This window comes from Streptosporangium sp. NPDC002544, assembly GCF_040295965.1.
Taxonomy (GTDB): Bacteria; Actinomycetota; Actinomycetes; order Streptosporangiales; family Streptosporangiaceae; genus Streptosporangium.
Window position 1 is genome coordinate 61,603 of record NZ_JBEOWJ010000039.1, and the last position, 24,674, is coordinate 86,276.

23 protein-coding genes and 2 pseudogenes are annotated in these 24,674 nt (G+C 68.6%); 12 read left to right on the forward strand and 13 right to left on the reverse strand.

Annotation, left to right across the window (positions count from 1 at the left end; genetic code table 11):
• Positions 1-63: 63 nt before the first annotated feature.
• The 3 genes from ABT061_RS40615 to ABT061_RS40625 all read right to left on the reverse strand — a co-directional run bounded on the left by ABT061_RS40615 (position 64) and on the right by ABT061_RS40625 (position 3,011).
• On the reverse strand, positions 64-1,017 hold the full coding sequence (locus tag ABT061_RS40615) for a relaxase/mobilization nuclease domain-containing protein (RefSeq protein ID WP_350928273.1): 954 nt from the start codon (positions 1,015-1,017) through the stop codon (positions 64-66).
• Positions 1,014-1,487 carry a plasmid mobilization relaxosome protein MobC gene (gene mobC, locus ABT061_RS40620; protein ID WP_350928275.1) on the reverse strand — a complete coding sequence of 158 codons (474 nt, stop codon included), beginning with the start codon at positions 1,485-1,487 and terminating at the stop codon, positions 1,014-1,016. The genes ABT061_RS40615 and mobC overlap by 4 nt, the downstream gene beginning before the upstream one ends.
• A gap of 618 nt (positions 1,488-2,105) precedes the next feature.
• On the reverse strand, positions 2,106-3,011 hold the full coding sequence (locus ABT061_RS40625) for a hypothetical protein (RefSeq protein ID WP_350928277.1): 906 nt from the start codon (positions 3,009-3,011) through the stop codon (positions 2,106-2,108).
• Positions 3,012-3,389: 378 nt separating this feature from the next.
• Here ABT061_RS40625 and ABT061_RS40630 point away from each other — a divergent pair, with 378 nt between their 5' ends.
• Together ABT061_RS40630 and ABT061_RS40635 are read left to right on the forward strand one after the other, a co-directional pair.
• Positions 3,390-3,968 (forward strand): RNA polymerase sigma factor, encoded by a 579-nt coding sequence (locus ABT061_RS40630; protein WP_350928279.1) that lies wholly within the window; start codon positions 3,390-3,392, stop codon positions 3,966-3,968.
• Positions 3,965-4,849 carry a hypothetical protein gene (locus ABT061_RS40635; protein WP_350928281.1) on the forward strand — a complete coding sequence of 295 codons (885 nt, stop codon included), beginning with the start codon at positions 3,965-3,967 and terminating at the stop codon, positions 4,847-4,849. Before ABT061_RS40630 ends, ABT061_RS40635 begins: the two co-directional genes overlap by 4 nt.
• A 361-nt stretch (positions 4,850-5,210) precedes the next feature.
• Here ABT061_RS40635 and ABT061_RS40640 read toward each other — a convergent pair whose 3' ends face one another.
• The gene (locus tag ABT061_RS40640) at positions 5,211-6,080 is read right to left on the reverse strand and encodes a GNAT family N-acetyltransferase (RefSeq protein WP_350928283.1); all 870 of its coding nucleotides are present in this window, start codon (positions 6,078-6,080) and stop codon (positions 5,211-5,213) included.
• 55 nt (positions 6,081-6,135) lie between these two features.
• Positions 6,136-6,408: a hypothetical protein gene (locus tag ABT061_RS40645; protein WP_350928285.1), complete on the reverse strand. Its 273-nt coding sequence runs from the start codon at positions 6,406-6,408 to the stop codon at positions 6,136-6,138.
• Between the two features lie 705 nt (positions 6,409-7,113).
• On the opposite strand from ABT061_RS40645, the gene ABT061_RS40650 reads away from it, so the two are divergent.
• Together ABT061_RS40650 and ABT061_RS40655 are read left to right on the forward strand one after the other, a co-directional pair.
• Positions 7,114-7,248: a hypothetical protein gene (locus ABT061_RS40650; RefSeq protein WP_350928287.1), complete on the forward strand. Its 135-nt coding sequence runs from the start codon at positions 7,114-7,116 to the stop codon at positions 7,246-7,248.
• A gap of 31 nt (positions 7,249-7,279) precedes the next feature.
• On the forward strand, positions 7,280-10,621 hold the full coding sequence (locus ABT061_RS40655) for a 3-keto-alpha-glucoside-1,2-lyase-like domain-containing protein (protein ID WP_350928289.1): 3,342 nt from the start codon (positions 7,280-7,282) through the stop codon (positions 10,619-10,621).
• A gap of 406 nt (positions 10,622-11,027) precedes the next feature.
• Here the strand turns inward: ABT061_RS40655 and ABT061_RS40660 are convergent.
• A pseudogene (locus ABT061_RS40660) lies at positions 11,028-11,201 on the reverse strand (LysR family transcriptional regulator); the annotation flags it as partial.
• Between the two features lie 85 nt (positions 11,202-11,286).
• Between ABT061_RS40660 and ABT061_RS40665 the strand changes: the two are divergent.
• Positions 11,287-12,129 carry a histidinol-phosphatase HisJ family protein gene (locus ABT061_RS40665; RefSeq protein WP_350928342.1) on the forward strand — a complete coding sequence of 281 codons (843 nt, stop codon included), beginning with the start codon at positions 11,287-11,289 and terminating at the stop codon, positions 12,127-12,129.
• 635 nt (positions 12,130-12,764) lie between these two features.
• Here the strand turns inward: ABT061_RS40665 and ABT061_RS40670 are convergent.
• On the reverse strand, positions 12,765-13,346 hold the full coding sequence (locus tag ABT061_RS40670; RefSeq protein WP_350928291.1) for a recombinase family protein: 582 nt from the start codon (positions 13,344-13,346) through the stop codon (positions 12,765-12,767).
• 472 nt (positions 13,347-13,818) lie between these two features.
• A complete protein-coding gene (locus ABT061_RS40675; RefSeq protein WP_350928293.1) occupies positions 13,819-14,775 on the reverse strand; it encodes a ketopantoate reductase family protein in 957 nt (318 codons plus the stop codon).
• 90 nt (positions 14,776-14,865) lie between these two features.
• Here ABT061_RS40675 and ABT061_RS40680 point away from each other — a divergent pair, with 90 nt between their 5' ends.
• Positions 14,866-15,486 carry a TetR/AcrR family transcriptional regulator gene (locus ABT061_RS40680; protein WP_350928295.1) on the forward strand — a complete coding sequence of 207 codons (621 nt, stop codon included), beginning with the start codon at positions 14,866-14,868 and terminating at the stop codon, positions 15,484-15,486.
• Positions 15,487-15,614: 128 nt separating this feature from the next.
• Here ABT061_RS40680 and ABT061_RS40685 read toward each other — a convergent pair.
• Positions 15,615-17,327 (reverse strand): annotated as a pseudogene (locus ABT061_RS40685) (ISL3 family transposase); the annotation flags it as partial.
• A gap of 61 nt (positions 17,328-17,388) precedes the next feature.
• Between ABT061_RS40685 and ABT061_RS40690 the strand changes: the two are divergent.
• Together ABT061_RS40690 and ABT061_RS40695 are read left to right on the forward strand one after the other, a co-directional pair.
• Positions 17,389-17,535, forward strand: a complete 147-nt coding sequence (locus ABT061_RS40690) for a hypothetical protein (protein ID WP_350928299.1) — start codon at positions 17,389-17,391, stop codon at positions 17,533-17,535.
• Between the two features lie 220 nt (positions 17,536-17,755).
• Entirely contained in the window at positions 17,756-18,406 is a 651-nt protein-coding gene (locus ABT061_RS40695) for an HAD family hydrolase (protein ID WP_350928301.1), read from the forward strand.
• 39 nt (positions 18,407-18,445) lie between these two features.
• Here ABT061_RS40695 and ABT061_RS40700 read toward each other — a convergent pair whose 3' ends face one another.
• Positions 18,446-18,610 carry an ATP-binding protein gene (locus tag ABT061_RS40700; RefSeq protein WP_350928344.1) on the reverse strand — a complete coding sequence of 55 codons (165 nt, stop codon included), beginning with the start codon at positions 18,608-18,610 and terminating at the stop codon, positions 18,446-18,448.
• 537 nt (positions 18,611-19,147) lie between these two features.
• Between ABT061_RS40700 and ABT061_RS40705 the strand changes: the two genes are divergently transcribed.
• Positions 19,148-20,140 (forward strand): magnesium and cobalt transport protein CorA, encoded by a 993-nt coding sequence (locus ABT061_RS40705; RefSeq protein ID WP_502991584.1) that lies wholly within the window; start codon positions 19,148-19,150, stop codon positions 20,138-20,140.
• Between the two features lie 653 nt (positions 20,141-20,793).
• On the opposite strand, the gene lysA is transcribed toward ABT061_RS40705, so the two are convergent.
• A complete protein-coding gene (gene lysA / locus ABT061_RS40710; protein ID WP_350928305.1) occupies positions 20,794-22,131 on the reverse strand; it encodes a diaminopimelate decarboxylase in 1,338 nt (445 codons plus the stop codon).
• Positions 22,131-22,391 carry an SAV_915 family protein gene (locus ABT061_RS40715; RefSeq protein WP_350928307.1) on the reverse strand — a complete coding sequence of 87 codons (261 nt, stop codon included), beginning with the start codon at positions 22,389-22,391 and terminating at the stop codon, positions 22,131-22,133. Before ABT061_RS40715 ends, lysA begins: the two co-directional genes overlap by 1 nt.
• 316 nt (positions 22,392-22,707) lie before the next feature.
• On the opposite strand from ABT061_RS40715, the gene ABT061_RS40720 reads away from it, so the two are divergent.
• Genes ABT061_RS40720 through ABT061_RS40730 form a run of 3 tightly spaced genes read left to right on the forward strand, consistent with a single transcriptional unit; the run spans position 22,708 to position 24,069 of the window.
• The gene (locus ABT061_RS40720; RefSeq protein ID WP_350928309.1) at positions 22,708-22,935 is read left to right on the forward strand and encodes a hypothetical protein; all 228 of its coding nucleotides are present in this window, start codon (positions 22,708-22,710) and stop codon (positions 22,933-22,935) included.
• Positions 22,877-23,587, forward strand: coding sequence for an IS701 family transposase (locus ABT061_RS40725; protein WP_350928311.1), 711 nt, complete (start codon positions 22,877-22,879; stop codon positions 23,585-23,587). The genes ABT061_RS40720 and ABT061_RS40725 overlap by 59 nt, the downstream gene beginning before the upstream one ends.
• Positions 23,527-24,069: a hypothetical protein gene (locus ABT061_RS40730; RefSeq protein ID WP_350928313.1), complete on the forward strand. Its 543-nt coding sequence runs from the start codon at positions 23,527-23,529 to the stop codon at positions 24,067-24,069. The genes ABT061_RS40725 and ABT061_RS40730 overlap by 61 nt, the downstream gene beginning before the upstream one ends.
• Before the next feature lie 75 nt (positions 24,070-24,144).
• On the opposite strand, the gene ABT061_RS40735 is transcribed toward ABT061_RS40730, so the two are convergent.
• Positions 24,145-24,603 (reverse strand): GbsR/MarR family transcriptional regulator, encoded by a 459-nt coding sequence (locus tag ABT061_RS40735; RefSeq protein WP_350928315.1) that lies wholly within the window; start codon positions 24,601-24,603, stop codon positions 24,145-24,147.
• Between the last annotated feature and the right edge of the window lie 71 nt (positions 24,604-24,674).

Below are 24,674 nucleotides of genomic sequence, written 5' to 3' on the forward strand. Positions count from 1 at the left end.
GAACGCCGAACCAATACGTCCGGGACGTAATACAAGCGCCGGTCGGTGCGACGGGCCGCGGTCTCAGCGTCTGCGCTTGCGCCGGGCGGCGTCGCGCTCCAGGTAGTCCAGGCCACCTGGGTAGGCCGCCCCGAGATCGACCAAGGCATCGAGCATCGCGTTGTAGAGCTTGGCGTGGTGCCAGTGCTGGCGGCCCAGCTCGCCCTCGCGCAGCTGGGCGGCGAGCTCGGCCAGCTGCGCCAGCCACTGCTGCGCCGTCGCCGGGACGGCCGACGTCGCGCCCGGCTCACCGGGTTCACTGGGCGCGGGGACGAAGCGGGTCTCCACGACGGTCTCGCGGACCACCTCGCGCACCGGCCCGGTCCGCACGACGCCGGCGGCGATGTCACGCTGCAGCCGGGCCTCAGCGCTGCGCACCTCCCAGGCGCGGTTGCGGCAGGACTTCGAGCAGTAGGAGGGCGGGCGGCCACGCCCGGGGCGGCCCTCGACCACGTGCAGACCGAAGCGGCTCTTCATCTGGGCGCACAAGGCCGACATGGCCATCCGGTCCCGGCCGGGCGCGGCGAGGCTGCAGTCCTCGCGCATCAGGTTGACCGCCAGGTGGATATGGTCGTTGCCACCGGCTGAGGGGCCGTGGTGGACGGCGATCCACCGGCACGGCGCTTTTCCGGTGGAGTCGTCGAAGCCCAGCCGGGCCACGGCGGCGCGGGCGACGATCGCCCACTGCTCATCCGACAGGGTCTCCTCGGCGGGCAGCGAGATGGCGCAGTGCCACACCCAGCCCTGCTCGGGCGCCATCCTGGCGATCACCCGATGGTCGTTCAGGGCGTGCCTCAGCTCCAGGACGCGCTCCCAGTGGTGCGGGGCGTCCAGGCGGGTGCCGTCGGCGACGTCCAGGATCTCGTCGGCGGCGATGACCCGCTGGTCGCGGTGCTCGTTGGCGCGGCCCGGCCCGAACAGGTAGCGCATCAGGCCGCCGATGTCGTGGCCGTGCTTGACGGCGATCTTGTTGATCACCGCCCGTCCCCGCCCTGATCCTCGTCCTCGTCTTCGGGGCGCTCGGGGATCAGCTGGGCCAAGGCGAGGTCGATCCGGTGGGTGGCCCGGCGCACGGCGTGCATGGTCGCCCCGACTTCGGCGGCCGCCGGGGCCTGGCCGGTGTTGGCCTTGGCCGCCAGCTGGTTGACGTTGTTGCCGATCGCGCGCAGCACCCGCTGCGCGGCTGTGATCTCCCGGGCCAGGGCCTGGCACTCGGCCACCGTCATCAACCGGTCTCCCTGGGCCAGGGAGGCCGGCATCGTCTCGGCGAGCAGATTCGGCACGCTCATCCCGGCCGCCGCGGCGGCCCCCTCCACCCGGTGTTGCCCGGCATCGGTGAACCGCACGGTGTGCCGGTTCCCGCGCCCGCCGGCCACCCGGCGACGACGCCCACCCGAGCGCGGCCGGGGCCCGGGTTCGGGGGGCGATGCTTCCTTGACGTCGACCACCGGACTCTCCCTCCAGCGCAGCGACCCCGCCCCCGGGCGGGGACAGATCACCTACGACGGTAGGCAGGTGATCACTGCGGGCGAAAGCCCCAGACGGCGCGCAGACGTCTGATCCCCATCTTGCTGCTGCTGTAGAAAGCGGCCCCGAGCACGCGAGGCCCCCTCGACACAACGGAGCCGATCTTCCCTCCCCGCCGTTCCCGGCCTCGCTCCCCGCGGCCTGTCCGGCCGACGCGCAGCCGACTGTCCAGTCCGCCGACCGAGCGCCAGCGAGGGAGCGGACTTGACCGGCGGCAAGCGTCGGCCACACTCGGGCCGGGGGCGGGGCCGGGCTCGCACGCCGCGCGGCCCCTCCCGGCCACGGTCGGGTTTCGTCGCGTGCCGGCCTCCACCGCGCGGACAGCGGATCACCCCCGCCGAACCCGGCACCGTCCTGCCTTAAAGACGCCGCCCCACCCTCAAACAGACGTGCAGGCAGGCCGATGACGTCAACCAGCACCGCGCCGGTAACGACTGGTAATCAAGGCCTTGGCCGGTTTCCGCTGTCAAAGGCGAGAGGGTCCTCGTCCCGGCTTTCTCGCGCGCCTGCGCGTAACAGCTGGGCAGTGGGCCGGGTGTTCAGTAGGAGGCGGGGTGGTTCTGGGAGCCGAGGTCCTCACTCATCTGCTGGAGGGTGCGGATGGTGAAGTCGGGTACGGGGCCATCGGCTTTCACTACCTGGTCGCCGGAGGGGGCATGGACGCCAGGTGCGGTGCCCCAGCCGGTCAGGCGGACATCGGTGACGCTGGAGACGTAGAGGTCGATCTTCTTGAGGAGGGGTTCGCTCCACGAGCTCCACGCCCTGCGGACGAGCTGGTCCTCACCGATCCACAGCCGCCAGGAGACCTCGATCCTGAGGTCCTTCGCGGTTGGCTTTCCGTCGGTGAGGAGACGGAATCCGGGGTAGGCCTTGCTCAGCTCGCCGAAGGTGATCTTTCCCTCGTACAGGGTGGTGCGGGTGTCGTCGTAGCGGCCCGCGGGCCGTTTGGCCGTGGTGGTGGCGAGCACGGCCCGCAACGTGGCGGGATCGGCGAGCCTGATCCGCCCGCTGTCCATCTCCGGCCTGGTCGTGTCGTCGTCGAGCAGGACCCACTCCTTGCCCGCGGGCAGCGGCTGCACCGGCCATCCCGACATATAGCTGCGGCCTGTGAAGGTGACCAACCGCACGCTCTCATCTGACCCGATAAGGCTGTTTCGGCTCGTCACGTCGCTGGCCGTGACCTTCCCGCCCCCGAACTGGACGGCCCCCTTGCTACGGAAGGTGATCTTGCTCTTGCGTTTGGTCATCCAGGAGGGAACATCGCTTCGATCCTCGGTCGTGTCGACCGCGACCTGGGAGAAGCGCACTCCGCCATGTGCCGCCATCTGCTTCTTGAGCGCCCGCACCGGGTCCGCCGGAGCGCTCTGGGCGCTCGCACCGTCACCGAACCCGGCGACCAGGGCGGATGCCAGGACGGCGGCGAATGCGGCGATAGGCCATCTCATCGGGGGGTTCTCCTGCTGCTCTTGCCCTACGGTGACGGGACCGCCGAGATCGTCGCAGTCCAAGATCTCAGAGCAGTCACAAGGTGCCCGGGCCCGCCGCCTCGCAACGAGGTCGGATGCGGCGCATCCGTACTGGGCGGCCTGAACCCTCATCCTGCGATCGACCCCTTATGAGGTTTTGGTAGTATCGACGGAATTTTCAACGAATATGCAGGTCAGAGCTCCTTTAGGGACCTTCAGGCGCAGCGTGGAAGATGGGCCGCTGACCTGCATATCCGTTGTTTCCTGCGTCGTTACTACTGGCCCCCCAAAGGCCGGTCGACGCCTCGTCGTGACGGTTCGCGACACACCTGTGGACTTGCCGGACATGACCTAGGCATGAACGTCACCGACACCGGGCCGCCGCGCACCCAGCGCTTCGCCCGCCTCTACGAGCAGACGTATGCCACGTTGCTGCGGTTCATCGAGCGTCGTGTCCATCCCTCCCATGCCGAGGACGTGGTCGCCGACGTGTTCCTCGTCGCCTGGCGGCGCCTGGACGACGTGCCGCTGGCGGCGGACGAGGCTCGGGCCTGGCTGTTCGGCGTGGCGCACCGCACTCTGCGCAACGGGCTGCGGGCCGACCAGCGGCGGCAGGCACTTACCGTTCGCATCGCCGACAGCCAGCTGACCGGCGCCGCGGCGGCCGGGCTGGACCCCGAGCTGGTGGCACGCCGGCTCGACCTCGTCCGGGCGTGGCGGCGGCTCAGCCCGCGCCACCAGGAGACGCTCGCCTTGGCCGTGTGGGACGGCCTCACAGCCCCACAGGCCGCGCGGGTGCTCGGCATTTCCCCCGTCGCGTTCCGGCTTCGGCTCACCCGTGCCCGGCGTGCCCTGCGCCACCACGCCGACGCGGTCCCCGCCACTACAACCCAGCCCGTGGCAACCGCCACCGTGAACTCCCGGAGCATGCGATGAACGACCCCCTCGACCACGCCCTGCGCGACCTCGACCCGGCCGTCACCCCCGCCGACCTGGACACCAGCACCGACCCCAAGGCTCGGGTCCTGCTGGCCCGCGTGATGGCCACCGACCCGATGGAGACGCCCGCACCGACGACCAGCAGCCCTCGCCTGCTCACCGCCGGGCGTCTCACCGCTGCCGGCGGAGGGGTGGCCGTCGGCATCGCGGCAGCGCTGCTGCTGCCCGGCGTGTTCGGCGGTGGCTCGGCGATGGCAGCGTGGACCGCGACGCCACACACGGTGAGCGGTGACCGGGCCGCCGACGCCCAGGAGAAGTGCCTCGACAGTGCCCGGGACACCGCCAAGCGCACAACCGGGCGTGAGCTCGGCTTCCGGCCCGTGGTGACCGAGGGCCGGGGGCCATGGACGCTCGTCTACGTCAACGACGACAGCAGCCATCTGGCCGAGATCACCTGCCTGCTCCGCGATGGCGACCTCGTCGGCTCGCAGGGCAGCACGCCGGGGCCCGACGCACAACCGCTTTCGCCGGTTCCCGCGGGGGCGGCGCGGGCCGCCCTCGGCGCGGTCATGAGCACGAGTGAGGAGAGCGTGCGTATCGTGACCGGCAGGGTCGGTGCCGGCGTGGTGGGTCTGGAGCTCTCCACGGAGGCGAAAGGCAGCGTGACCGCGACCGTCACCGGCGGCTACTTCGCAGCCTGGTGGCCGGACGCGCCGACGACGGAGGAGCGCGAGAACGCCTCACCTCGTGGCGGCGTCAAGAGCGTCACGGCAATCCTCCAGGACGGGTCGCGGCACAGCGTCTCCCTCGAGGAGCTCACCGGCCGGACGAGCGCGCAGCTGAACACATCGGCCACGGGCGGCTCCGCGCGCGACTGATCTGGCCACCCGCGGCGGCGCCGGGCCTCACGGTCCGGCGCCGCCGAATACTGGGTGGACGGACACGGCGCGGCGAGGTCGTACCCGGACTGCTAATGGGGGTTCCAGTAGTAACGACGCAGGAAACAACGGATATGCAGGTCAGCGGCCCCCTTCCACGCTGTGCCCGAAGGTTCTTAAGGGAGCTCTGACCTGCATGTCCGTTGAAAATTTCGCCGGTACTACCGGGACCCCTAAGCGCAAGCCGCTGACCTGGCCGGACGCCATCGCGTGTACTTCATGACAGCTTCGTTATCGACACCCCAACCCCGGAGACCAACCTCGCGATCACTGGCCACACCCCGGCCCCACACCGAAAACCTCAGGAAGCGTTGCGGTACAGGTCCCGTCTCTCGGGCAACTGCTCGAGACCGGCCGACTGGTAGGTGGCGACGGCGCCGACGTTGGAGCTCGGGCAGCACACGACCACGCTGGACGAACCCAACTCCTGGAGTGCGCGCGCCGCGGCGACCGTGATCGCTCGGCCGTAACCGTGACCGCGGTGTGCCCGGTGCACCCCCATCGGCTCGATCAGCCCTAGCTTGCCTTCACCCGCCGACCACACCGTCACGGCCGCCACCGCCTCGCCCTGCTCATTGCGAACGACCAGGCACCGCGCGTCGACATACGGCGCACCTGCCGCCATCGCGTGCCAGCGCTCGTCGGTGAACGTCGACCCGTCGAACGACGCCCGCAGGACCGCGGCCCACTCGTGCGCCTGTTCCGGCCCGATCACCTCGACGCGAACGCCGGGATCCGGCACAGGCGCGCCGAGGTCACGCCGAAGTAGCGTCCACGGCTCGCCACTCTCCCAGCCGTCCTTGAACAACAGGTCCTGGACCAGCGCACCCATCGGCGCCTCGACGTACACCTTGCCCTCGAGCAGCACACCACGCTCAGGCGCCGACACGTCCTCGACCACCTGCTGCGCCAACTCCTCATCCCGCAACGCCTCCGGCGCGAACGCCAACCGCAGCAACTCCGCACCATCCAGCAGCCCGACCGCCAGAACCTCCCCAGCCCGACTCCAGGTCCGCGTAGCCTCCGCCGTCCGCTCCGCACCCAACCGCCAGAACCACCCCACATCCCCTGGATGCAACTGCACGAGCCCTCCGTCGTACTGCCACTTCCCCAACACCCGCACCACGTCACCGAGCCCGTCGACCCCCGGCCTACCCACCTCGATCGCCATCCCTCGATCACACACCACCCCACCGACCCTCCGCACCCGAATATCCCGCCAGCAGTCAGTCATCTTCGGAGAACACGCACAACGCAAGGGTGAAAGCCCAGCTCGGCACTTCCGAAAACAGAGCCGCGCCGCCCTCACCCATACCCTCGACCTTCTGCCGACGGGCGGCTGAAGGTCGTCGGCGCTCGCCCTCCCGCGTCATTGATCGCAACAGATCCGGATCGCCCTGCCGGATCTGCTCCGCCGGCCATGCGGCGGGGTCCACACTGTCGGGTACGGCCATCGCTTTCTTCTCCTTCGATCTTGGTTTCGCAACCTGAAGGATCACGCGATGGCCGTCCTCGTTTTACGGCGCCATGCCATCTAGCTGGGGAAACTCATACACCACCTCCGTGGACGCAACCGGAAGAGCTCGTCGACCGCGGCGGCCATGTGCTGATCCGGGCACGGACCGGCGGAGCGCCCATCCCCTGTCCAGGGTGCCGGGTGCCGTCGATCCGGCTGCACGGGCATTACCGGCGGCTGATGAGGACCTGGCGGCCGCCGGCCGCCAGGTCCTCATCAGCCTGACCGTACGCCGCTTGAAGTGCGGCAACCCGACCTGCCAGGTACGGACCTTCGCCGAGCCGATCAGCGGCCTGGCCAGGCGGCATGCCCGCAACACCTCCCTGCTGCGGCGCATGCTCTGGAACCGCCCGCCTTCTTGCCCTGGATCACGTGATGAACACCGAAACGACCAACCCGCACCTGCCGCCAGAGCAGCAACATCCCAGTTCGGGAGCCCACCCGGTCATGTCCGGTCAGCTCTTCCCGATGACGACGACGCTTCGGGACGCCGGGGGGCGGATCTGCAAAAGCCCAGGTCACGCCGGACCTTCCAGCCCCTCCAGAAGAGCCGCACCCAATTCGGCCGCCGACACGGCAGGCCGTTGGCAGATCCCCGGTCGCCCTGCACTCGTTGCGGGCGGTGCCGTGGCGCCGCACCCTTTTGCCGTGATGAGTCACGACTTTCGTCGCCCTGAGGCAAAAGGGTATGGGCAAGTTGCAGATCTTGCTTTATATTACGGCGCAGAGCAGCGTTATTTCCTCCGTGTTACAGCAAATGAGACCCGGCATCCGCCGTTCGATCGGCCATATCGGCGGTGCCGCAACCCCCACGCCGCGCTGAACGCGGCGCCCTCACCGAGATGGGACTGGCCATGCGGAAATTACCCCTGTTATCCGTCTCACTGCTCACCGCACTCTCGTGGCTCGTCGTACCCGCTCAGGCGCGCGCGGCGGTGCCGCCGCAGGAGCCGGGCATCACCCTGCGTACCTACGACGTCCAAGTCGAACTGTCCAAGCTCTGCACGCTCAAGCCCGGTCAGACACCCAACGTGGACAAGCTGATGCCCACGATCGACTGGACCTCCGACGCCGACTTCGGCCTGGCCGACATGTTCGTCACCGAGGTCATCGGCAACATCTCCATCGCCGCCGCAGGCACGTACGAGTTCCGGCTCACCAGCGACGACGGCTCCCGGCTGCGCATCGACGACACCGTCGTGATCACCAACGACGGGCGGCACGGGCCGATCGCCGTGGACGGCACGATCACCCTGACCACCGGCTACCACGCGTTGCGCGTCGACCACTTCGAGCACCTGTACGGCCAGCGGCTCAAGCTGGAGTGGAAACCACCCGGATCCTCGGCGTTCACCCTCGTGCCGAACTCGGTGCTGAGCACGGACGCGGACGTGGTGCGGGTCACCGCCCCCGGGCGCAAGGAGTGCGAGAGCGGCGCCGACTCTCCGGGCGACGGGCTGCCGCTGGAGTCGGTACACCCTGACTTCACGCTCACCGACCTGCGACCGAACGGTTTCCAGCCGCAGGTGACCGCGATGGACTGGCTGCCCGACGGCCGGTTGGCGATCGCCACGTGGGGTGGCTCGGAAACCAAGCTCGGCGAGGTCTACCTGCTCGACAACGTCACAGGCAAGACCTCACCCGCGCAGGTGACCACCAAGAAGATCGCCGGCGGGCTTCAGGAGCCCATGGGCATCAAGTACGTGGACGGCAAGCTCTACGTGTCGGAGAAGTCCCGGCTGGTGGAGCTGAACGACACCAACGGCGACGAGGTCGCCGACAACCTCAGGACCGTGGCGAGCTGGCCGTTCGGCGGCAATTTCCACGAGTTCGCGTTCGGGCTGCTCTACCGTGGCGGCCACTTCTACATCAACCTCTCCGTCGCCATCAACTACGGCGGCGCCACCACCGACCCGCAGCCGGCGCGGAACAGGGGCACGACCATCAAGGTCAACAAGGCCACCGGCGAGGTCGAGTACATCGCCGGCGGTCTGCGCACGCCCAACGGGCTCGGCTGGGGTCCGGAGGGTGACCTGTTCGTCATGGACAACCAGGGCGGCTGGCTGCCCGCCTCGAAACTGGTGCACATCAAGAAGGACCGGTTCTTCAACCACTACACCAACCCTGACGGCCCGTTCGATGACAACCTGGTGAGCGCGCCCGTACTCTGGCTGCCGCACAACGAGATCGCCAATTCCCCCAGCACGCCGCTGGTCATGAAGCGGGGCAGGTTCGCGGGGCAGATGTTGTTCGGCGACGTCACCTACGGCGGAATCCAGCGCGGCTACCTCGAGAAGGTCAACGGCGAGTACCAGGGCGCGGTCTTCCGCTTCACTCAGGGCCTCGAGGCAGGGGTCAACCGGATCAGCCTGGGGCCCGACGGTGCCATCTACGCCGGAGGTCTCGGCGCCGGCGGAAACTGGGGCCAGACGGGCAAGCTCACCTACGGACTGCAGAAGCTGACCCCCGGCGACGACAAGGCTTTCGACATCCTGAAGATGCGCGCGATCGAGGGCGGCTTCGAGCTGGAGTACACCCAGCCGCTGTCGGCCGAGACCGCCACGTCGCTGGCGGCCAAGTATCAGGCCACCCAGTGGCGGTACGCCGCGGCCTCCACCTACGGTGGCCCCAAGGTGGACGAGGAGCCGCTGACCGTCACCTCCGCGAAGCCGACCTCCGGCGGGAAGAAGGTCACGCTCAAGATCGCGGGTCTCAAGCCGGGGCGCGTGGTGCACCTGCGGTCGCCGCGCCCGTTCAGCTCGGCATCAGGGCAGCCGCTGTGGAGCACCGAGGCCTGGTACACGCTTAACTCGATGATCGACGGCCCGACGACGGATACCACGTACGAGGCGGAGAGCGCCTCACACAGCGGCGGTGCGAAGCTGAACACCGACCATCTGAGCTACTCGGGAAGCGGCTTCGTCGACGGCTACTGGGCCGCGGGAGCGGCCACGCAGTTCGCCGTACGCGCAGCCGAGGCCGGCACGTACCACGTGGGCCTGCGCTACTCCAACGGCCCGCACCCCGCACCCGGCACCAAATCTCTGAGCGTGTACGTCAACGGGACCAAGGTCAGGCAGGTGCCGCTGCCCACTACGGAAACGTGGGACCTGTGGGCCACCCGGGTCGAACCGCTCGCGTTGAAGGCAGGCGCCAACACCATCGCCTACAAGTACGACAGCGGCGACACGGGCAACGTCAACCTGGACTCCATCACCGTGGCCGCGCGACCGGTACTCGAGGCGGAGAACGCCTTGCTGCGCGGTGGTGCGAAGGTGAGCACGAACCATCAGGGCTACACCGGCAAGGGCTTCGTCGACGGCTACACGGCCGCGGGCGCGAGCACGTCGTTCACCGTGCGGACGGACTCACCCGGCATGCACAACGTCGGGCTCCGCTACGCGGCCAACACCGGCACGTCGGTGAGCGTGTACGTCAACGGCGACAAGGTCAGGCAGGTGCGGCTGGCCGGCACCGGCGGCTGGGACGCCTGGGCCGTCCAGACGGAGGCGCTCAACCTGAAGCGGGGTTCGAACAGGATCGACTACAGGTACGACTCCGGCGATATGGGACAGGTCAGCCTCGACCACATCACCGTGTCGAAGGCGCAGCGGATCACGCTGTTCGACGGGTCCAGTCTGGCGGCGTGGGAGAAACGGGCCGGCGGGTCGGCGACCTGGCCGATCGCGAACGGCTCCATGGAGTCCTACGGTGGCGACATCCGTACCCGGCAGACGTTCGGCGACTTCAAGCTCCACGTCGAGTGGTACGAGCCGGACTACCCGCCGGACGTGACCGGGCAGCAGCGCGGCAACAGCGGCGTCTTCCTCCAGGAACGCTACGAGGTTCAGGTCCTCGAGTCATACGGTGACACCACACCGGCCGCCAACGAGGCGGGCGCGATCTACTCCAAGCGCGCGCCCGACCGCAACATGGCCACCGCCCCAGGAACGTGGCAGACCTACGAGATCACCTTCCGCGCGGCCCGCTACACCAGCGCGGGAGTGAAGGTCGACAACGCGCGGGTCACGGTCGTCTGGAACGGCGTGGTGGTGCACAACGACGTGGCCATCGACGGCGGCACAGGCGACAACATCCCGGAGAGCGCGGCGTCGGGCGGGATCCGCCTCCAGGACCACGGCGACCCTGGCGAGAATCCCCGCTTCCGCAACGTGTGGATCGAACCCGTCTCCTGACCTCATCCGCCCGGCAGGCCGTCCCGCCCTCTGCGCGTGGCCGGCCTGCCGGGCCACGAGCGCGCCGCGATGCCATCGTCCTGGACGATCGGCAGATCGGGCAGCGGATACGCTTGCCGACGGCGCGCCCCACCGCGTCGCCGACTGTGTGGCCCACCGCCTTGCCCGCCCCCGACGATGCCGCTGTCGACCAAGCCATGAACCAGGCCCTGAACGCCGAGTTCTGCATCTGAAAACAGACCGCCATGCCCGCGCCGCTCCTGGCTGCCGCGACCCCAACGCAGTCACCGGCGGGCCATGTGTCTCTGATTTTGCCGGCGAACCATCCGTGCACGCGTCTGGCACGCAAACGGCTGTCGCGCATGTTGCTCATCAGGACGGGGAGCAGAAAGCGTCGCGGATCGTGTCACGAAGCCAGCGCTGACGCCTCCTCGAGCAGCGACCGGACCCGGGGAGCGGTCCGAAGCGCGAACGGGGTGGGCGCCATCTCACGACCGGCGCGCACCAGGATCGGGTCGCCCATCGCCCGCCGCAACCGGCCGAGCGCCCGGCTGGTCACGGGGATGGACAGGTGGAGGCGCTCGGCCGCCGCCCGTCAACTCGCCCTCGTGACCGCTCAGTACGCTGTGCGGTGATCTTCCGATCGACGAGAGGTGAGATTCGTGATGTTGCCTGCGGACAGTCACGTGCACAGCGAGTGGTCCTGGGACGCGCCGCTGGGCTCGATGGAGCGCACCTGCGAGAAGGCGGTGGAGCTCGGCCTGCCCGCGATCGCCTTCACGGAGCACGTCGATCACACCGTGTGGATGGTCAACCCCGACGTGCTGCACCCGGATGACCATCTGGCGACCGTGTGCTCACCGGATGGCGAGCTGACTCCGCCGCGGTTCGACGCGGCCGGATACCTGGAGGCGATCGAAAGGTGCCGGGAGCGCTTCCCGGAGTTGCAGATCCTTAGCGGTATGGAACTGGGGGAGCCACACTGGCATGCCGAGGAGATCGCGAAGCTGCTCGCGGCCGGGCCGTTCGATCGGCTGATCGGGTCGCTGCATTGCCTCCCGATCGGGGACAGGTTCACCGAGCCTCCGGGGCAGTTCGCGCGGCGACCCGCGGCGGAGGTCATGCGTGACTACCTGGCGGAGATTCCCCGGCTGATCGAGCAGAGCGAGGTGTTCACAGTACTGGCGCACATCGACTATCCGATCCGTTACTGGCCGACGGAGCAGGCCGGGCCGTTCGATCTGCTGGAGTTCGAGGAGGAGTTCCGGCATGCGCTGCGGGTGACGGGGGAGTCGGGCAGAGCTCTGGAGATCAACACGCGCCTGCCGCTGCACTCGACCATCCTTCGCTGGTGGCACGAGGAGGGCGGGCAGGCGGTGACGTTCGGGAGCGACGCGCACATGCCGTCGGCTGTGGCCCAAGGGTTCAAGGAGGCGGCGCACATGGCGGAGGCGCACGGCTTCCGCCCGGGCAAGGACATGCTGGGCATCTGGGGCCGGGCGGACTGACATGGTGTTGAGCGCGGAGATCTTGACAGTGGGGTGGGGATGCGCTGCTCGTGACGGAGAACGAGGAACTGCGGGCAAGGGTTGACGATTTGGCTGCCCGATTGCGGCGCTACGAGGGCTGAGCTGGCTTCCGCTTGGGTGTCCTGCTCAAGGCCGCGCGGGGGTAGGTCAGGTTGAGCGGTGCGGCGGGTGGGTTGTTGAGGTAGTCAGCCCAGAGGCAGCCGGAGACCGGGTGTGAGTAATTGGCGTACAGGAAATCCCGGTGAGAACGATCTTGCTGGGGTTCGCCTACTTCGTGGGGGCTTCGAGCTGGCGGGGCACTACGCCCGCCCGGAGTTCCCGGAGGTCGGGGATGTGGTTGTAGAGCGTGCCCGGGGAGACGCCCAGTAGCCTCGCGATCGAGGTGATGGAGCGGCCGGGGTCGGGCAGCAGGTCGCGGGCGGCGCGGATGACTTCCTCGGTGGCGACGCTAGGGCGTCCGCCGATACGGCCGCGGGCGCGGGCGGCGGCCAGGCCCTCGTTGGTGCCGATGACGATGAGTTCGGGGTTGAGGAACCTGCGGACAGCCGTTATCGATGAGAATGATCTTGCTGGGGTGCCCCGGGCAAAGTGGGATACGGAGATAGTTGCTGGGGTCAGCGTCCCGCGAGTACCGCATAGGCGGTGGAGCGGCCGATCTTGAGGGTGCGGGCGGCCTCGGTGACCGAGACACCGTCGTCGACCAGACGGCGTAGTGTGGCCAGCTCGGCGGGGCCGATGACGCGCGGCCGTCCGGTCTTCTTCTTGCCGGGCAGCATGGCACCGGTGGCTTCGCGACGCCTGGCGGCGGCGATTCCCTCGGCCTGGCGCTCGGCGCGCAGCTCCAGCTCGTATTCCGCGGCTGCGGCCAGGACCGCGAACATGAACCGGCCCTCTTTGGTGGCCAGATCAAAGTTCTCCGTCAGCGACACCACCGTGATGCCGCGGTCGCGCACCTCGTTGACCGTGGTCAGGACGTGTCCCGCGGAGTGGCCCCACCGGTCGGACTTCCAGAACTTCAGCGTGTCGCCCGCTTTGGGGAGCGCCAAGAGCGCCTCCCACGCCGGTCGCGCGACACCGCGCTTGCCCGATTCCTTTTCCATGACCAGTTCGTCATAGCCGCTGGCCGCCAGGGCGTCGAGCTGGAGTTGTGGGTTCTGGTCACGCGTCGAGACCCGTGCGTACGCCCAGACGGTCATCAGCCACCTTCCCAGCGGCGTCCAGAAACGTCTACTTTTCTGGACACTCTAGTGACCGGGCACGATGCCGTCCAGAAACCTCTGTCCAGGAAGTCGTTGTGGCGCAGCGGTGAGCGCCGCCTGGCCGCGGGGAATTGGGGCGTGCTCGCGGGCGCGGCCGTGGCTCTATGCGGGGATGCGGAGCTCTTGGCGTATGCGGTGGCGGAACTGGCGCACGCTGGTTTCTGTGTCCCGGGGGTCAGCGCGTGGAGGAGGTCGTTGACGTAAGTGAGCGACCGGGCGGAGGCGACGTGGGAGAGGATGTCCACGGCGCAGTGTCCGTGTTCCAGTCCTTCGTGGAGACTGGCCGATTCTTTCGAAGGATGCGCGGATGGCTGAGGAGATGCACCCGGCGTGGGACGAGGTCGTCGATGTTTCTACCCCTCGTCGCCGAGGATGATCACAGCGGAACTGCGGGGAAGTAGCCGCTCACTCAGCCAACCTTGCGGGCGAAGCTCGGTTCCGCCGCCTCCAGTCGCGGTACCGCGACGCCCAACCGGCGTGCTTCCGCCAGGGTGTCTCGGCAGATCTCACGCGGCTCCTCGGCCTCGGGGTCGGAGTGCGCCTCGAAATTCACGCGCGCCGGCGCGAAATGAGCGAGCAGCCAGGCGAGCGCGGGGGCCGTCAGCCAGGTGGGCGCACGGAACGGTAGCACACCGCCCCGGTGACGTCGCAGGTCAACGCCGCGCGCCTTGAGGAGCGGCAGCAGCTCGCGGCCAGCCAGCAGCCCCTCGCGCAGGTCGCCCGTTGCCCCGGCCAGCTTGGACAAGGAACCCAGCCGCAGGCCCTGCGAGAACAGGCCGGCATCCGACACGAAATGGACCCACAGCCAGCCGCGGAAGTCAGGCTGCTCCTTAAGCCGGAGCCCGGCCTCGCGAAACGCCTGGCGCACGGCCCGCTCACGTTCGGTCGGCGGCTGGCCGAAGGTGCCGAAGATGACCGACGGCAGCAACGCCCCACGGAGCACGCCGTCCGCGCCGAAACCGCCACCGGCCTGGGGAAAGCCCCAGGCGATCTGGTCGACAGGGAGTGCGCCGATCGCGGCCAGCGGCTCGGTCCAGATGTTGCCGAAGACCAGCACCGTGGCCTGGCCGACACGCGGGGACAGGAAGGCCGTCGCCTCCGCGAGGCGGTGGTGCGGCACGCTCAGCACGATCAGGTCGAAGTCGTGGTCTGGCTCCAGCGCCTCGCGGTAGCGCACCGGCCACTTCTGGACGACGCGCTGCCCCCACACCCGGCGCCGCGTATCGAGCAGGTCGAGGTCCACCGCGTCCCCGTACGTCGCCGCGCGGCCCGGCCGGACGTAGAACTCGATGTCATGTCCCGCCTGTTGCAGGGCCCAGCCGTAGAAGGTGGCGATCACGCCTCGGCCGAACATCAGGATCTTCACGCTGCACCTCGTGGGGTACGATCGATTTGGAGGCCATCTCCACTTTCCAAAATATGGAGGTCATCTCCATTTGTCAACGCGAGGTAGCGCATGACCGCCGACAAGCCGCTGCGGGCCGACGCCCAACGCAACCGCGATGCCCTGATCGCCAAGGCACGAGAGGTCTTCGACGCCGGAAGCTTCTTCGACCTGCGCTTCGATGATTTCGCCCGCCTGGCCGGTGTGGGCACCGGCACGCTGTACCGCCACTTCCCCACCCGGGAGGCACTGGCCGAGGCGGTCTACCACGAGGAGGTCGCCACGCTGTGCGACCGCGCCCGCCAGTTGCAGGCCACACTGCCCGCGGAGGAGGCCTTGGCGACCTTCCTGCGTGGCATGGTCGGCTACATGGATGCCCATCAGGGCCTCGCCCGGACGCTGGCCACGCTCATGGCCACCGGCTCAGATGAGCTCGCCGAGGGTAGTCGGGCGCTGGAGCAGGCTGTCACCGACCTGGTGGCCGCCGCCGTGAAGGACGGCGCCGTCCGCGACGACGTGGGTGCCGGCGCCGTCATGATGGCACTGCATGGCATCGGTGCGGCCCATGACCGCCCCGGTTGGCGGGCCGAGGCCGACGGTGTCATCACCCTCGTGCTGGACGGGCTGCACCGGTCGTACTCAGGCGACAGTCAGCGCGAGCACGAGCAGGAGAGTGTCGGTGAGTTGAAGTGAGAATACCTTTCTGACCAGGGAAAATGAGAATTGTCTAGGGTTCCGTTTTCACTGTCAGGAAGGCATCCCGTAGATGCAATTCGGGTCTGGCGCAAAGTCCATGAAGTGGTGACGGTGTGTGATGGGCGTTAGCTGCTGAGGAGCACGCGTTTGCGGAGGAGCGCGAAGCCAGCTCGGCCGAACATCTGGCGTTTGATCATCTTGATCCGGTTGACGTGACCTTCCACCGGGCCTGAGCTCCAGGGCAGGGTGAGGCCGGCGGTGACAGCGTCGAGATCCCGCTCCAGGCCGTTGGCGAAGGCGTGAAGACAGGGTAGGTCGTCTGTCTTCGCCGCGGCGAGCCAGCCAGGAAGGTCCTGGCCCTGGCGTTGGGTGAGCATGATGGCGAAGGAGCGGACGTACTTGATGAGCGCGGTCAGCTCCGGGCATCGGGACAGGACACCTTTGAGCTGGAGCCGATGGGATTCCTGCAGCCGTTCGGGGTGGGTGGTGATCCAGCCGGTGACCTTGCGGACGGAGGGTGCCGGCGGTGCGACGGGGTGTGGTGCGCGTAGGGGGCGCAGGTAGTCGCTGAGCGCGGCGTAGCTGCCACGGTAGCCGAGCGCGGTGATCTCCTTGAGCAGCCGGGTGGCGTTGCGTTCGCCTTCTTCCCAGCGCTGGTGCAGGTAGGGCTTGAAGTCGTCGACGGTGCTCGGCTTGTTCGTCCACTGCCCCCAGAGCAGTTCCTCGGGTGTGGCGGCGTGCGCGTAGCGGATCACGGTGTTGTGGCCCATGCCGAGCTGGCGGGCGATCCCTCGAAGGCTGTGCCCTGCCGCCTTCAGTTCATGGATTCTGGCGTGCTTGGCGCGAGTGCGGTCGGCGAACCGTGTGGAGCCCTTCGGCCGAGGAGGCTGCGGTGGGGTCCCTGGTTCAGGTTCAGGCGTGTCGTTTTGGTGTTCGCTCAGGCAGGAGCGGTGCCGGGCGACTGAGCGTTCCACCGCCTGGATGAGGTTGTGCCACAGGTGCCGGCGATCGGCGCACTGGATCGCCTGGGGTGCGCCCTTGAGGGCGCCTTCGGCATAGGCGCTGGCTCGGTCGCGGCAGATCACTTCCACCTCGGGGTGGCGGTGGAGCCAGTCGGCAAGGGTATTGGCTTGACGGTCGAGTAGGAGATCGATGGGCCGACGGGTGGCCATGTCGAGCGAGATACCCAGGTCGCTGCAGGTGGTGGCCAGTCCGGAGGCGGCGCCGGCCTTCTGCGGCGGCACCGAGCCGACGACCAGGTTGGTGGTCAGCGCCATCGAGGGGGCGACGGCGGGGTAGAGGACGATGAAGCCCGCGACCAGGAGCGGCAGTCCGCCGGTGGCGCCGACCTGGGTGAGCATCAGGTAGCCGATCACCTGGACGGTGAGCCCGGCCGCGATGAGACGTCCCGGGCGGAAGCGCCGGGCCAGGATGGGTGAGACCGTGGAGACGAGCACGAGCAGCGCCGCTGCGGGCAGCACCCACAGGCCCGCCTGCAGCGGCGACAGCCCTTCCACCAGTTGCAGGTACTGGGTGATGAGCAGGTAGGTGCCGCCGAGCGCGGTCGCGGCGAGCAGGAACACGCCCAGGGCGCCGCCGACCACGCGGTTGGCGAACAGCCGCACGTCCAGCAGCGGCTCGGGCAGGCGCAGCTGGCGCACGACGAACCAGGCGCCGAACGCGGCCCCGATCACGATGGCGGCCACCGCGACGCCCCCGCGGCCGTCCTTGCCGAGTTCTTTGACGCCGTAGACGACCGGCAGCAGGGTGGCCAGCGACAGCAGCACGCTGAGCAGGTCCACCCGGGTGGCGGTGGGGTTGCGGTGGGCGGGCAGCAGCCGTGCCACCACCTTCGAGGCCGGCAACGCCCGTTCGATCGCCCGCAAGGAGTTCGCCACGATGGCCCAAGCCGCCGACGAGTGCATCACGAAGGTGTCCGGCATCGACACGGTCGGCCCGCAGGTGGTCCGGCACCAGAACACCAGCCTGTTGACCCAGATGATCACCGAGCTGGAAGCCCGGCTCACCGAGCCGGCGTCAGGTTGACGAAGTCTCCGACGATCTCTTCATGTTGCGCGGCCAGCCGGGCCAGGGCCTGGCGGCGACTGACCCAAGCAGAGCAGAGCGTTGAAGAACTCGCCGGCTTCCGCAGGCTCCGCGGGGTCGCCGATACTTCGACCCGCGGTGTCCGTCTCCCCACTCCCCGCGCACCGGCCATCGGATCATGCAGCTGACACGGACGACCACTTCTCCCTAGCCTGTCCAGATGATCACTCCGATTGAGCTCGTCATCTTCGACTGCGACGGCGTGCTCGTCGACAGCGAACACATAGCCGTCCGCGCCCATGTCGCCGTGGGTGCCGAGCTGGGCTGGCCGCTGACCGAAGCCGAGGTGATCGAAAAGTTCATCGGCCGGTCACCCGTGTCCAACGGTGAACAAATCACTTCCCGAGTAGGGCCGAGCCGGGCCGCGCTCTGGTGGGAGAGATTCGAGCGACTCCACCGCGCGGCCGTCGATGCCGAACTCACCCCGGTCGACGGCATCCTCGAAGTCCTCGACACCCTCACGCATCCCAGCTGCGTCGCCTCGGGCGGCAGTCACGACACGATGCGCCACACGCTGGGTCACACCGGGATCTACCCATACTTCGAAGGCCGCATCTTCAGCGCAAGCGAGGTCGCCCGCGGCAAACCGGCCCCCGACCTGTTCCTGCACGCTGCCAAGCAGATGGGCGTCCACCCCTCGGCCTGCATCGTCGTCGAGGACAGCCAATATGGGATCCAAGCAGCCCGCGCAGCCGGTATGCGCGCCCTTGGCTACGCCGGCGGACTCACACCGGCGCAATGGCTCGAAGGACCGAACACCACGGTCTTCGACGACATGCGCGAACTCCCGAGACTCCTTGCAGAAGCCTGACCGACCAGGACTCCAACTTGGCCTACGTGAAAGAAGAGATCATCTTCCTCTGACCTGCTGGAAGGGCCCTACAACCCTAGATAACGATCGGTAGGAGTCGGTTCCGGTCTCGATGATATTGCCGCCGAAGGTGAGCCGGTCGACGATCGCGGCGCAGAGACGGGGGTCGGTGAAGGTCTTGGTCCAGGAGGAGACGGCGACGATCGTGTTTCCGCAGGTCGCGACGCCCGAGAACAACGCTTATGCCAAGCCGTTCTGAAACTGCGCGACAACGCGCCCATCTGATCGTCGTCGATGCCGGACAGGATGGACGCCTGGTTGTCGAGGGTGGCGTCGATCGTCAGCCAGTCGCGCACCGGCAGCGTGATGGGGTGGATGACGTCGTCGTCGTTGTCGCCGAGGGGCATGGTGTGTGATTCTGCCTGGGCACACGGCCTGTCCACGCCCCCTGAGCCAGGGCGGGACAGGCCGTGCCGGGCCGCTGCTTGCCGCCCGCCAAGTCCGGCCCGTCCTCGCTGCGCTCGTCCGCTCCGGACTGGACAGTCGGCCGCGCACCGGCCGAAGGGCTGTCGGGGGACGAGCCGGGCGGCCGGGCCGTTCGAACCCGCCGCCCTTTGCGAAGCAAGTTAGGAACACCCGGCCGGGAGCGAAGCGTCCGCCTCAAGGGTGGAACAGATCACCGAACCCCGCACCGCCTTCGGCCGAGATGGGCAGATTGCAGGATGCGCCACAATGTGGGATGTGATTGTGGACAAGGCGATCTACTGCAACGGCGTGCGCGAAACCATCGATGGCGACATCAGCGACGCCTTCAGCGCCGCCCGGCAGCGGGGCGACTGCTTTTTGTGGATCGGCCTGCACGAGCCCACCCAGGAGGAGTTCGACCTGATCACCAGCGAGGTGCGGCTGCACCCCCTGGCGGTGGAGGACGCCATCCACGCCCACCAGCGGCCCAAGCTCGAGCGCTACGACGACACCCTGTTCGTCGTGCTCAAACCGCTGTTGTACCTGGAGCAGACCTCCGACATCGAGGCCGGGGAGCTCAACCTGTTCTTGGGCGCCGACTTCGTCATCAGCGTCCGCCACGGCCAGGCCGGGGCGCTGACCGGGGTGCGCCGACGCATCGAGTCCGATCCCGCCCTGCTGACCGCCGGCCCGGCCGGGGTGCTGTACGCGATTTGCGACCAGGTGGTGGACACCTACTCCCAGATCTCCCACGAGGTCGAGCACGACCTCATCGCGCTGGAGCGCAAAGTCTTCAGCGGTGAGCACGCCGACGTCACCGCCGACATCTACTCCCTCAAACGTGAGGTGCTGGAGTTCCGCACCGCCCAGGACCCCCTGGTGCCGGTGCTGGAGGAGATCGTCAAAGGCCGGGTGGAGCTGTGCGCCCACACCCGCGAGCAGTTCCGCGACGTCCTGGACCACCTGCTGCGCATCGACGCCCAGGTCGATGACCACAACGAACTGCTCACCAGCGCCCTGAGCGCTCATTTGGCGCTGGTGGGCCGCGAGCAGAACAAGGTCGCCATGCAGCAGAACGCCGACATGCGCAAGATCTCCTCTTGGGCGGCCCTCATCGCTGTGCCCACCATGATCGCCGGAATCTACGGCATGAACTTCGACTACATGCCCGAGTTGCACTGGCTGCTGGGCTATCCGCTCACCCTGGGTGTCATGGTCGTCGCCGTGATCATCGTCCACCGGCTGCTGCGCAGGAGCGGATGGCTGTGAAAACCCGCAGACCCTCCCAGAGCAGGCTCCTGCTGGCCGTCGTCGTCGCCTGGATCGTCTTCTTGACCGTCCTCATCCTGCTCGATGCCCGCGCCGCGGGCGCCCTGCCGTGAACCGGCCGCCAGGCGGCGCACCGGGCCGGTGCGCGAGGTGATCTGGCGGGCGCGAAACCGGGCCGAGAAGTCTCCTCGTCGGCTCAGCGGAGTCTCAAGGCCGGCCCCGGCCGAGGCCAGATCCGGTCGGTGAAACAGCTCGCCGGGAAGCCGATGCCCGCCGCGCCGGCAAGCCCGCACATTCCCCATGGGCGGTGGATGTCCGCCCGCGACGGGCGCCGGATCCGGGCGGCACGACGGCTGCCCGCACCGCCCAGGCCGTGTTCTCGAGGCCGCCCGCGGACAGCCGGTGCAGATGCCCGGTGCGGACGCCCGGCGGGGAGAGCCAGGCCCATGACGAGCAGCAGGACCATCGAGTTCAGGCCGAATCCGCCGCGCGATGCCCCTGAGCGGGTCAGGGGAGCAGTTCGATCGCCAGGGTGAGTGCGGTGACGATGACGATCAGGGCGAGGAGCACGAGGCCCTCCGGGCGGAACATCGGGGGTTTCATCATGCTCCTTCCGATGAGGGTGGGCAGGAAGGGAGGGCCGCCGGAGTGCGTCACAACCCCACCTCACGCCGGAGAAGGTCTTCCGGTTCTTCACGGCGGACCACGAGGCGGGCCTGTCCATCCGCCACGGCGACGACGGGTGGCCGGCCGATAAGGTTGTAGGTGGAGGCCATGGAATGGTGGTAGGCGCCGGTGGCGGCCACCACCAGCAGATCACCCGGGCGGACGTCCACGGGAAGCGGCACATCATCGGCGACGACGTCACCGGACTCGTAGTGGTGGCCGACCACGGTGACCTCGCGCATGGCCTCGCGCGAGCGGCGGCCTATCATCCGGACGGTGTAGCGCGCCCCATACAGCGTGGGGCGGAGGTTGTCACTCATCCCGCCGTCGACCGCGACGAAGATCCGGCTGCCGCCACGCTTGACAGCGATCACTCGGTACAAGGTCAGCCCGGAGGACCCGCTGATGGCTCGGCCCGGCTCTACGGTCAGCCGGGGCACCGCGAGGCCGAGCCCGGCGCACCGCTCCGCGACTGCTGTGGTGACAGACCGGGCGTAGTGGTGCAGGTCGAGTTCGTGCTCCCGCTCACGATAGGCAATCGCCTGGCCACCGCCGAGGCCGAGCTCGGGCAGGACCACGCCGTGCGTGTCGCGGATGTGGGCGAGCTGCCGCACCATGATCCGAGCCGCTTGCTCATACGGCTCCACCGTACTGATCTGGGAGCCCAGATGGCAGTGCAGTCCCACCAGGTCCAGGCCGGGCTGCTCCAGGACCCGCGTCACCGCGGCGCCCGCCTCACCGGCGACGATCGACAGGCCGAACTTCTGGTCCTCGCCGTCGGCGCGGATCGCGGGGTGCGCCCCGGCTTCGACGTCGGGGATGACACGGACCAGCACCTTCTGCCGCCGGCCCACGGGGACCAGCGCGGCTATCCGCGGGATCTCGGTGAGGTTGCCCACCACAAGGCGGCCGATCCCGTACTCCACCGCGTCGTGGAGTTCCCGGGGGGTCTTGGCGTTGCCGTGGAAGATGATCCGTTCGGCGGGAAAACCGACGGAGCGGGCGATGGCCAGCTCGCCGGCCGAGCAGACGCCGAGGCTGAGCCCTCCCTCCCGGATCCAGGTGGCCATCGCCCTGCACAGGAACGCCTTGGCCGCGTAGGCGATGGTTGCGCCGGGAAAGGCGGTGACATAGTCGCGGCAGCGCTGCCGCACGTCCGCCTCGTCGACGACGTAGGCCGGGGTGCCGTAGCGGCGGGCGATCTCCGTAAGCGACGTGTCGCCGGTCGTGGCGTCGCCGGTGTCCGGGAAAAGGGTCGTCGCCGACCAGGGGCCGCGCGACCTGTCGGTGCTCTGGTTCGCGAGGTCCTGTTCGAGGGTGCACATCACGCGGCTCCGGCGACGGAGGGGATCATCGTCCCGGCGGGGTCGATGACGATGCCGATGACGTCCAGGTCCCGGATCATGCCGCGCAGGGCGGGCTCGCTGAGCCACATCCACTGCTGCTCGGTACCGAGCACATCGGCCAGACACAATGCAGAGGAGAAGGCCACTGCGGTCTTCCTGCCCGCGGCCGTGCGGAACAGCCGCAACGAGACGCTGAACCGGCCCTGCCAGATCGGGACGAATAGCGGCACTTCTGACATTTGCTTCCTCCTGGGAGAACTCGTGCAAAAGCGACGCTATGGCTGGGGTAAGCCGGACAAGCGCGACCGATACGGGATCTGGACGCCGGTCGGCGAAACCCTGACGCGTGATTGACGCCTACGCCGGGCGAGACCCTGTCCCGGGACGGTTATCGGCCTGCTCCGGTTCGCTGCGGCTCGGTCGAACAGGCACGGCGGGGAAAGGCTGATCATCGTCAGGGGTGGATCCCGCCTAGTCGGTGGTTTGTTGATATGGGGCTGATGTCGCAATAAGCCGGTGGATAGGGGTGGTCGCTGCTGTTCGGGGGTGGTCGTGATGGCGACCGCGCGACGTCCGTGTCCGCCGGCGCCGGGTCCGTTGGAGGAGTACGCGGCCCGGTTCGATGATCTGTGGTGCTCGCTCGCGCAGCGCCGGGGGTTTCGCGAATATCTGACCGGGCTGCTGCTACCGCGGGACCGCAACAAGACGCTGACTGCCCTGGCCGGTGCGGATCCGGTGGCCGGGGCCCAGAACGCGGCGGTGCAGCGGCTGCAGTTCTTCTGAGTCGGATTCGCCGTGGGACCACGAGAAGGTCAACGCCCGGCGTCTTGAGCTGCTGCGGGCCGATCCGGTGACCGCGCCGCATGCGGGCGGGGTGCTGGTGGTCGATGACACCGGGGACCGCAAGGACGGCACCGCCACCGCGCACACCGAGCACCAGTATCTGGGCTCGGTCGGGAAGATCGAGAACGGAATCGTGGCGGTGACCACGCTCTGGGCCGACGAGCGGGTCTACTATCCGCTGCACGTGGTGCCCTACACCCCCGCGGGTCGGCTGCCTGGTAGCCGTAGCGATCCGGCGTTTCACACCAAGCCGCAGCTCGCGGCCGCTCCCGCGGGCCGAGCTCAGGCCGCCGCCGTGCCGTTTCGGGCGCTGGTGGCCGACTGCGCCTACGGCGACAATGCGGCCTTCACCGCTGAGCTATGGGCCGCTGGGCTGCCGTTCGTGCTCGCGCTCAAGCCGCATAAGGGCTCCTGGGCCCGGCCGATGAGGTGCACACGCCGATCGACGCCGCCGCGAGCTTGCCTGGGGGTCCCCAAGCGCCGGGCGCCTGGACCAAGGTCGTACGGCGGTTTCGCGACGGCCACACCACCGTGTGGTGGGCCGCCGACGCGGTGCTGGGCGGCTACGGCCCGCACCAGGCGGTCCGGCTGATCGTCGCGACCACCGACCCGGCGACGCTGCCGGCCAAGGCCACCTGGTACCTGGCCACCAACCTGCCCCGCCCCGGCGGTCCGCGTGCTGCCCTCTCGTCTTTCCTGGCCGCCGGCCTGGCCGAGATCGTGCGTCTTTACGGCCTGCGCACCTGGATCGAACAGGGTTACAAGCAGGTCAAGGACGAACTCGGCTGGGCCGGTTTCCAGGTTCGCTGCGATGCCGCGATCCGCCGCCACTGGGCCCTGGTGATGTGCGCGTTCACCTTCTGCTGGCATGCCTGGCCCGCCGATCCGGTCCCGCCACCACATCTCCCGCTCACCCCGGCCGACGCCGACGGCGGAGAGAGGGGGCCCATCGCTACGGCCGTCCGTGCCACTGTGCCGGCCCAGGGCCGCCCGCTACGTCCGCGGTTGGCTGACCCCCTGCGCGCTGCTGCAACGCTGGTGGCGCAGCTGGTCAACCAGGCCCCCGCCCGCTGAACTCCAAGCCCTGGTCACAGCCGTCACCACAGGACGACCCCTCAACCTCTACGCCCCGCCCTAACAAACCACCGGCTAGTGCGTCTCGCGCCACTTGTCATGCAGCAGGGGGATCTCCCGGTGCATGAACAGGTAGAAATCGCGGAGCTCGGTCATGGTCTGCCCGGCGTGGGTCTGCGGTCCGCCGAGCGCCTCGATGCCCTCGTCGACCATGTCGGCGAGGGTCTTGTAGAGGCCGACCTTGGTCAGCGCGACCTCCCACCAGCTGTCGTGGACCAGCCGGTAGACGTCGCGCCGGGATCCGGGCACCGGGTCTCGGGCGACCATTCCCAGCTGGACGAGGTAGCGGACCGCGCCGGAGATGGCGGCCGGGCTGACGTCGAGGCGTTCGGCCAGGTCGGGGGCGCTCAGCGTGTCCTCTTCCGCGACCGACAACGTCACCAGGACCCGGCCCGCCATCGGCGGGAAGCCCCAGTCGGCCAGCATCCGGCTGAGCCGCTCGACGAACTGACGCACCGCTTCCTCGTCCCTCATCCTGCTCCTCTCACCCCGCGTCAAGGATCCGTAGTTTAGTGTCTTCATATCTTTCACAAACTTGTGAAGGC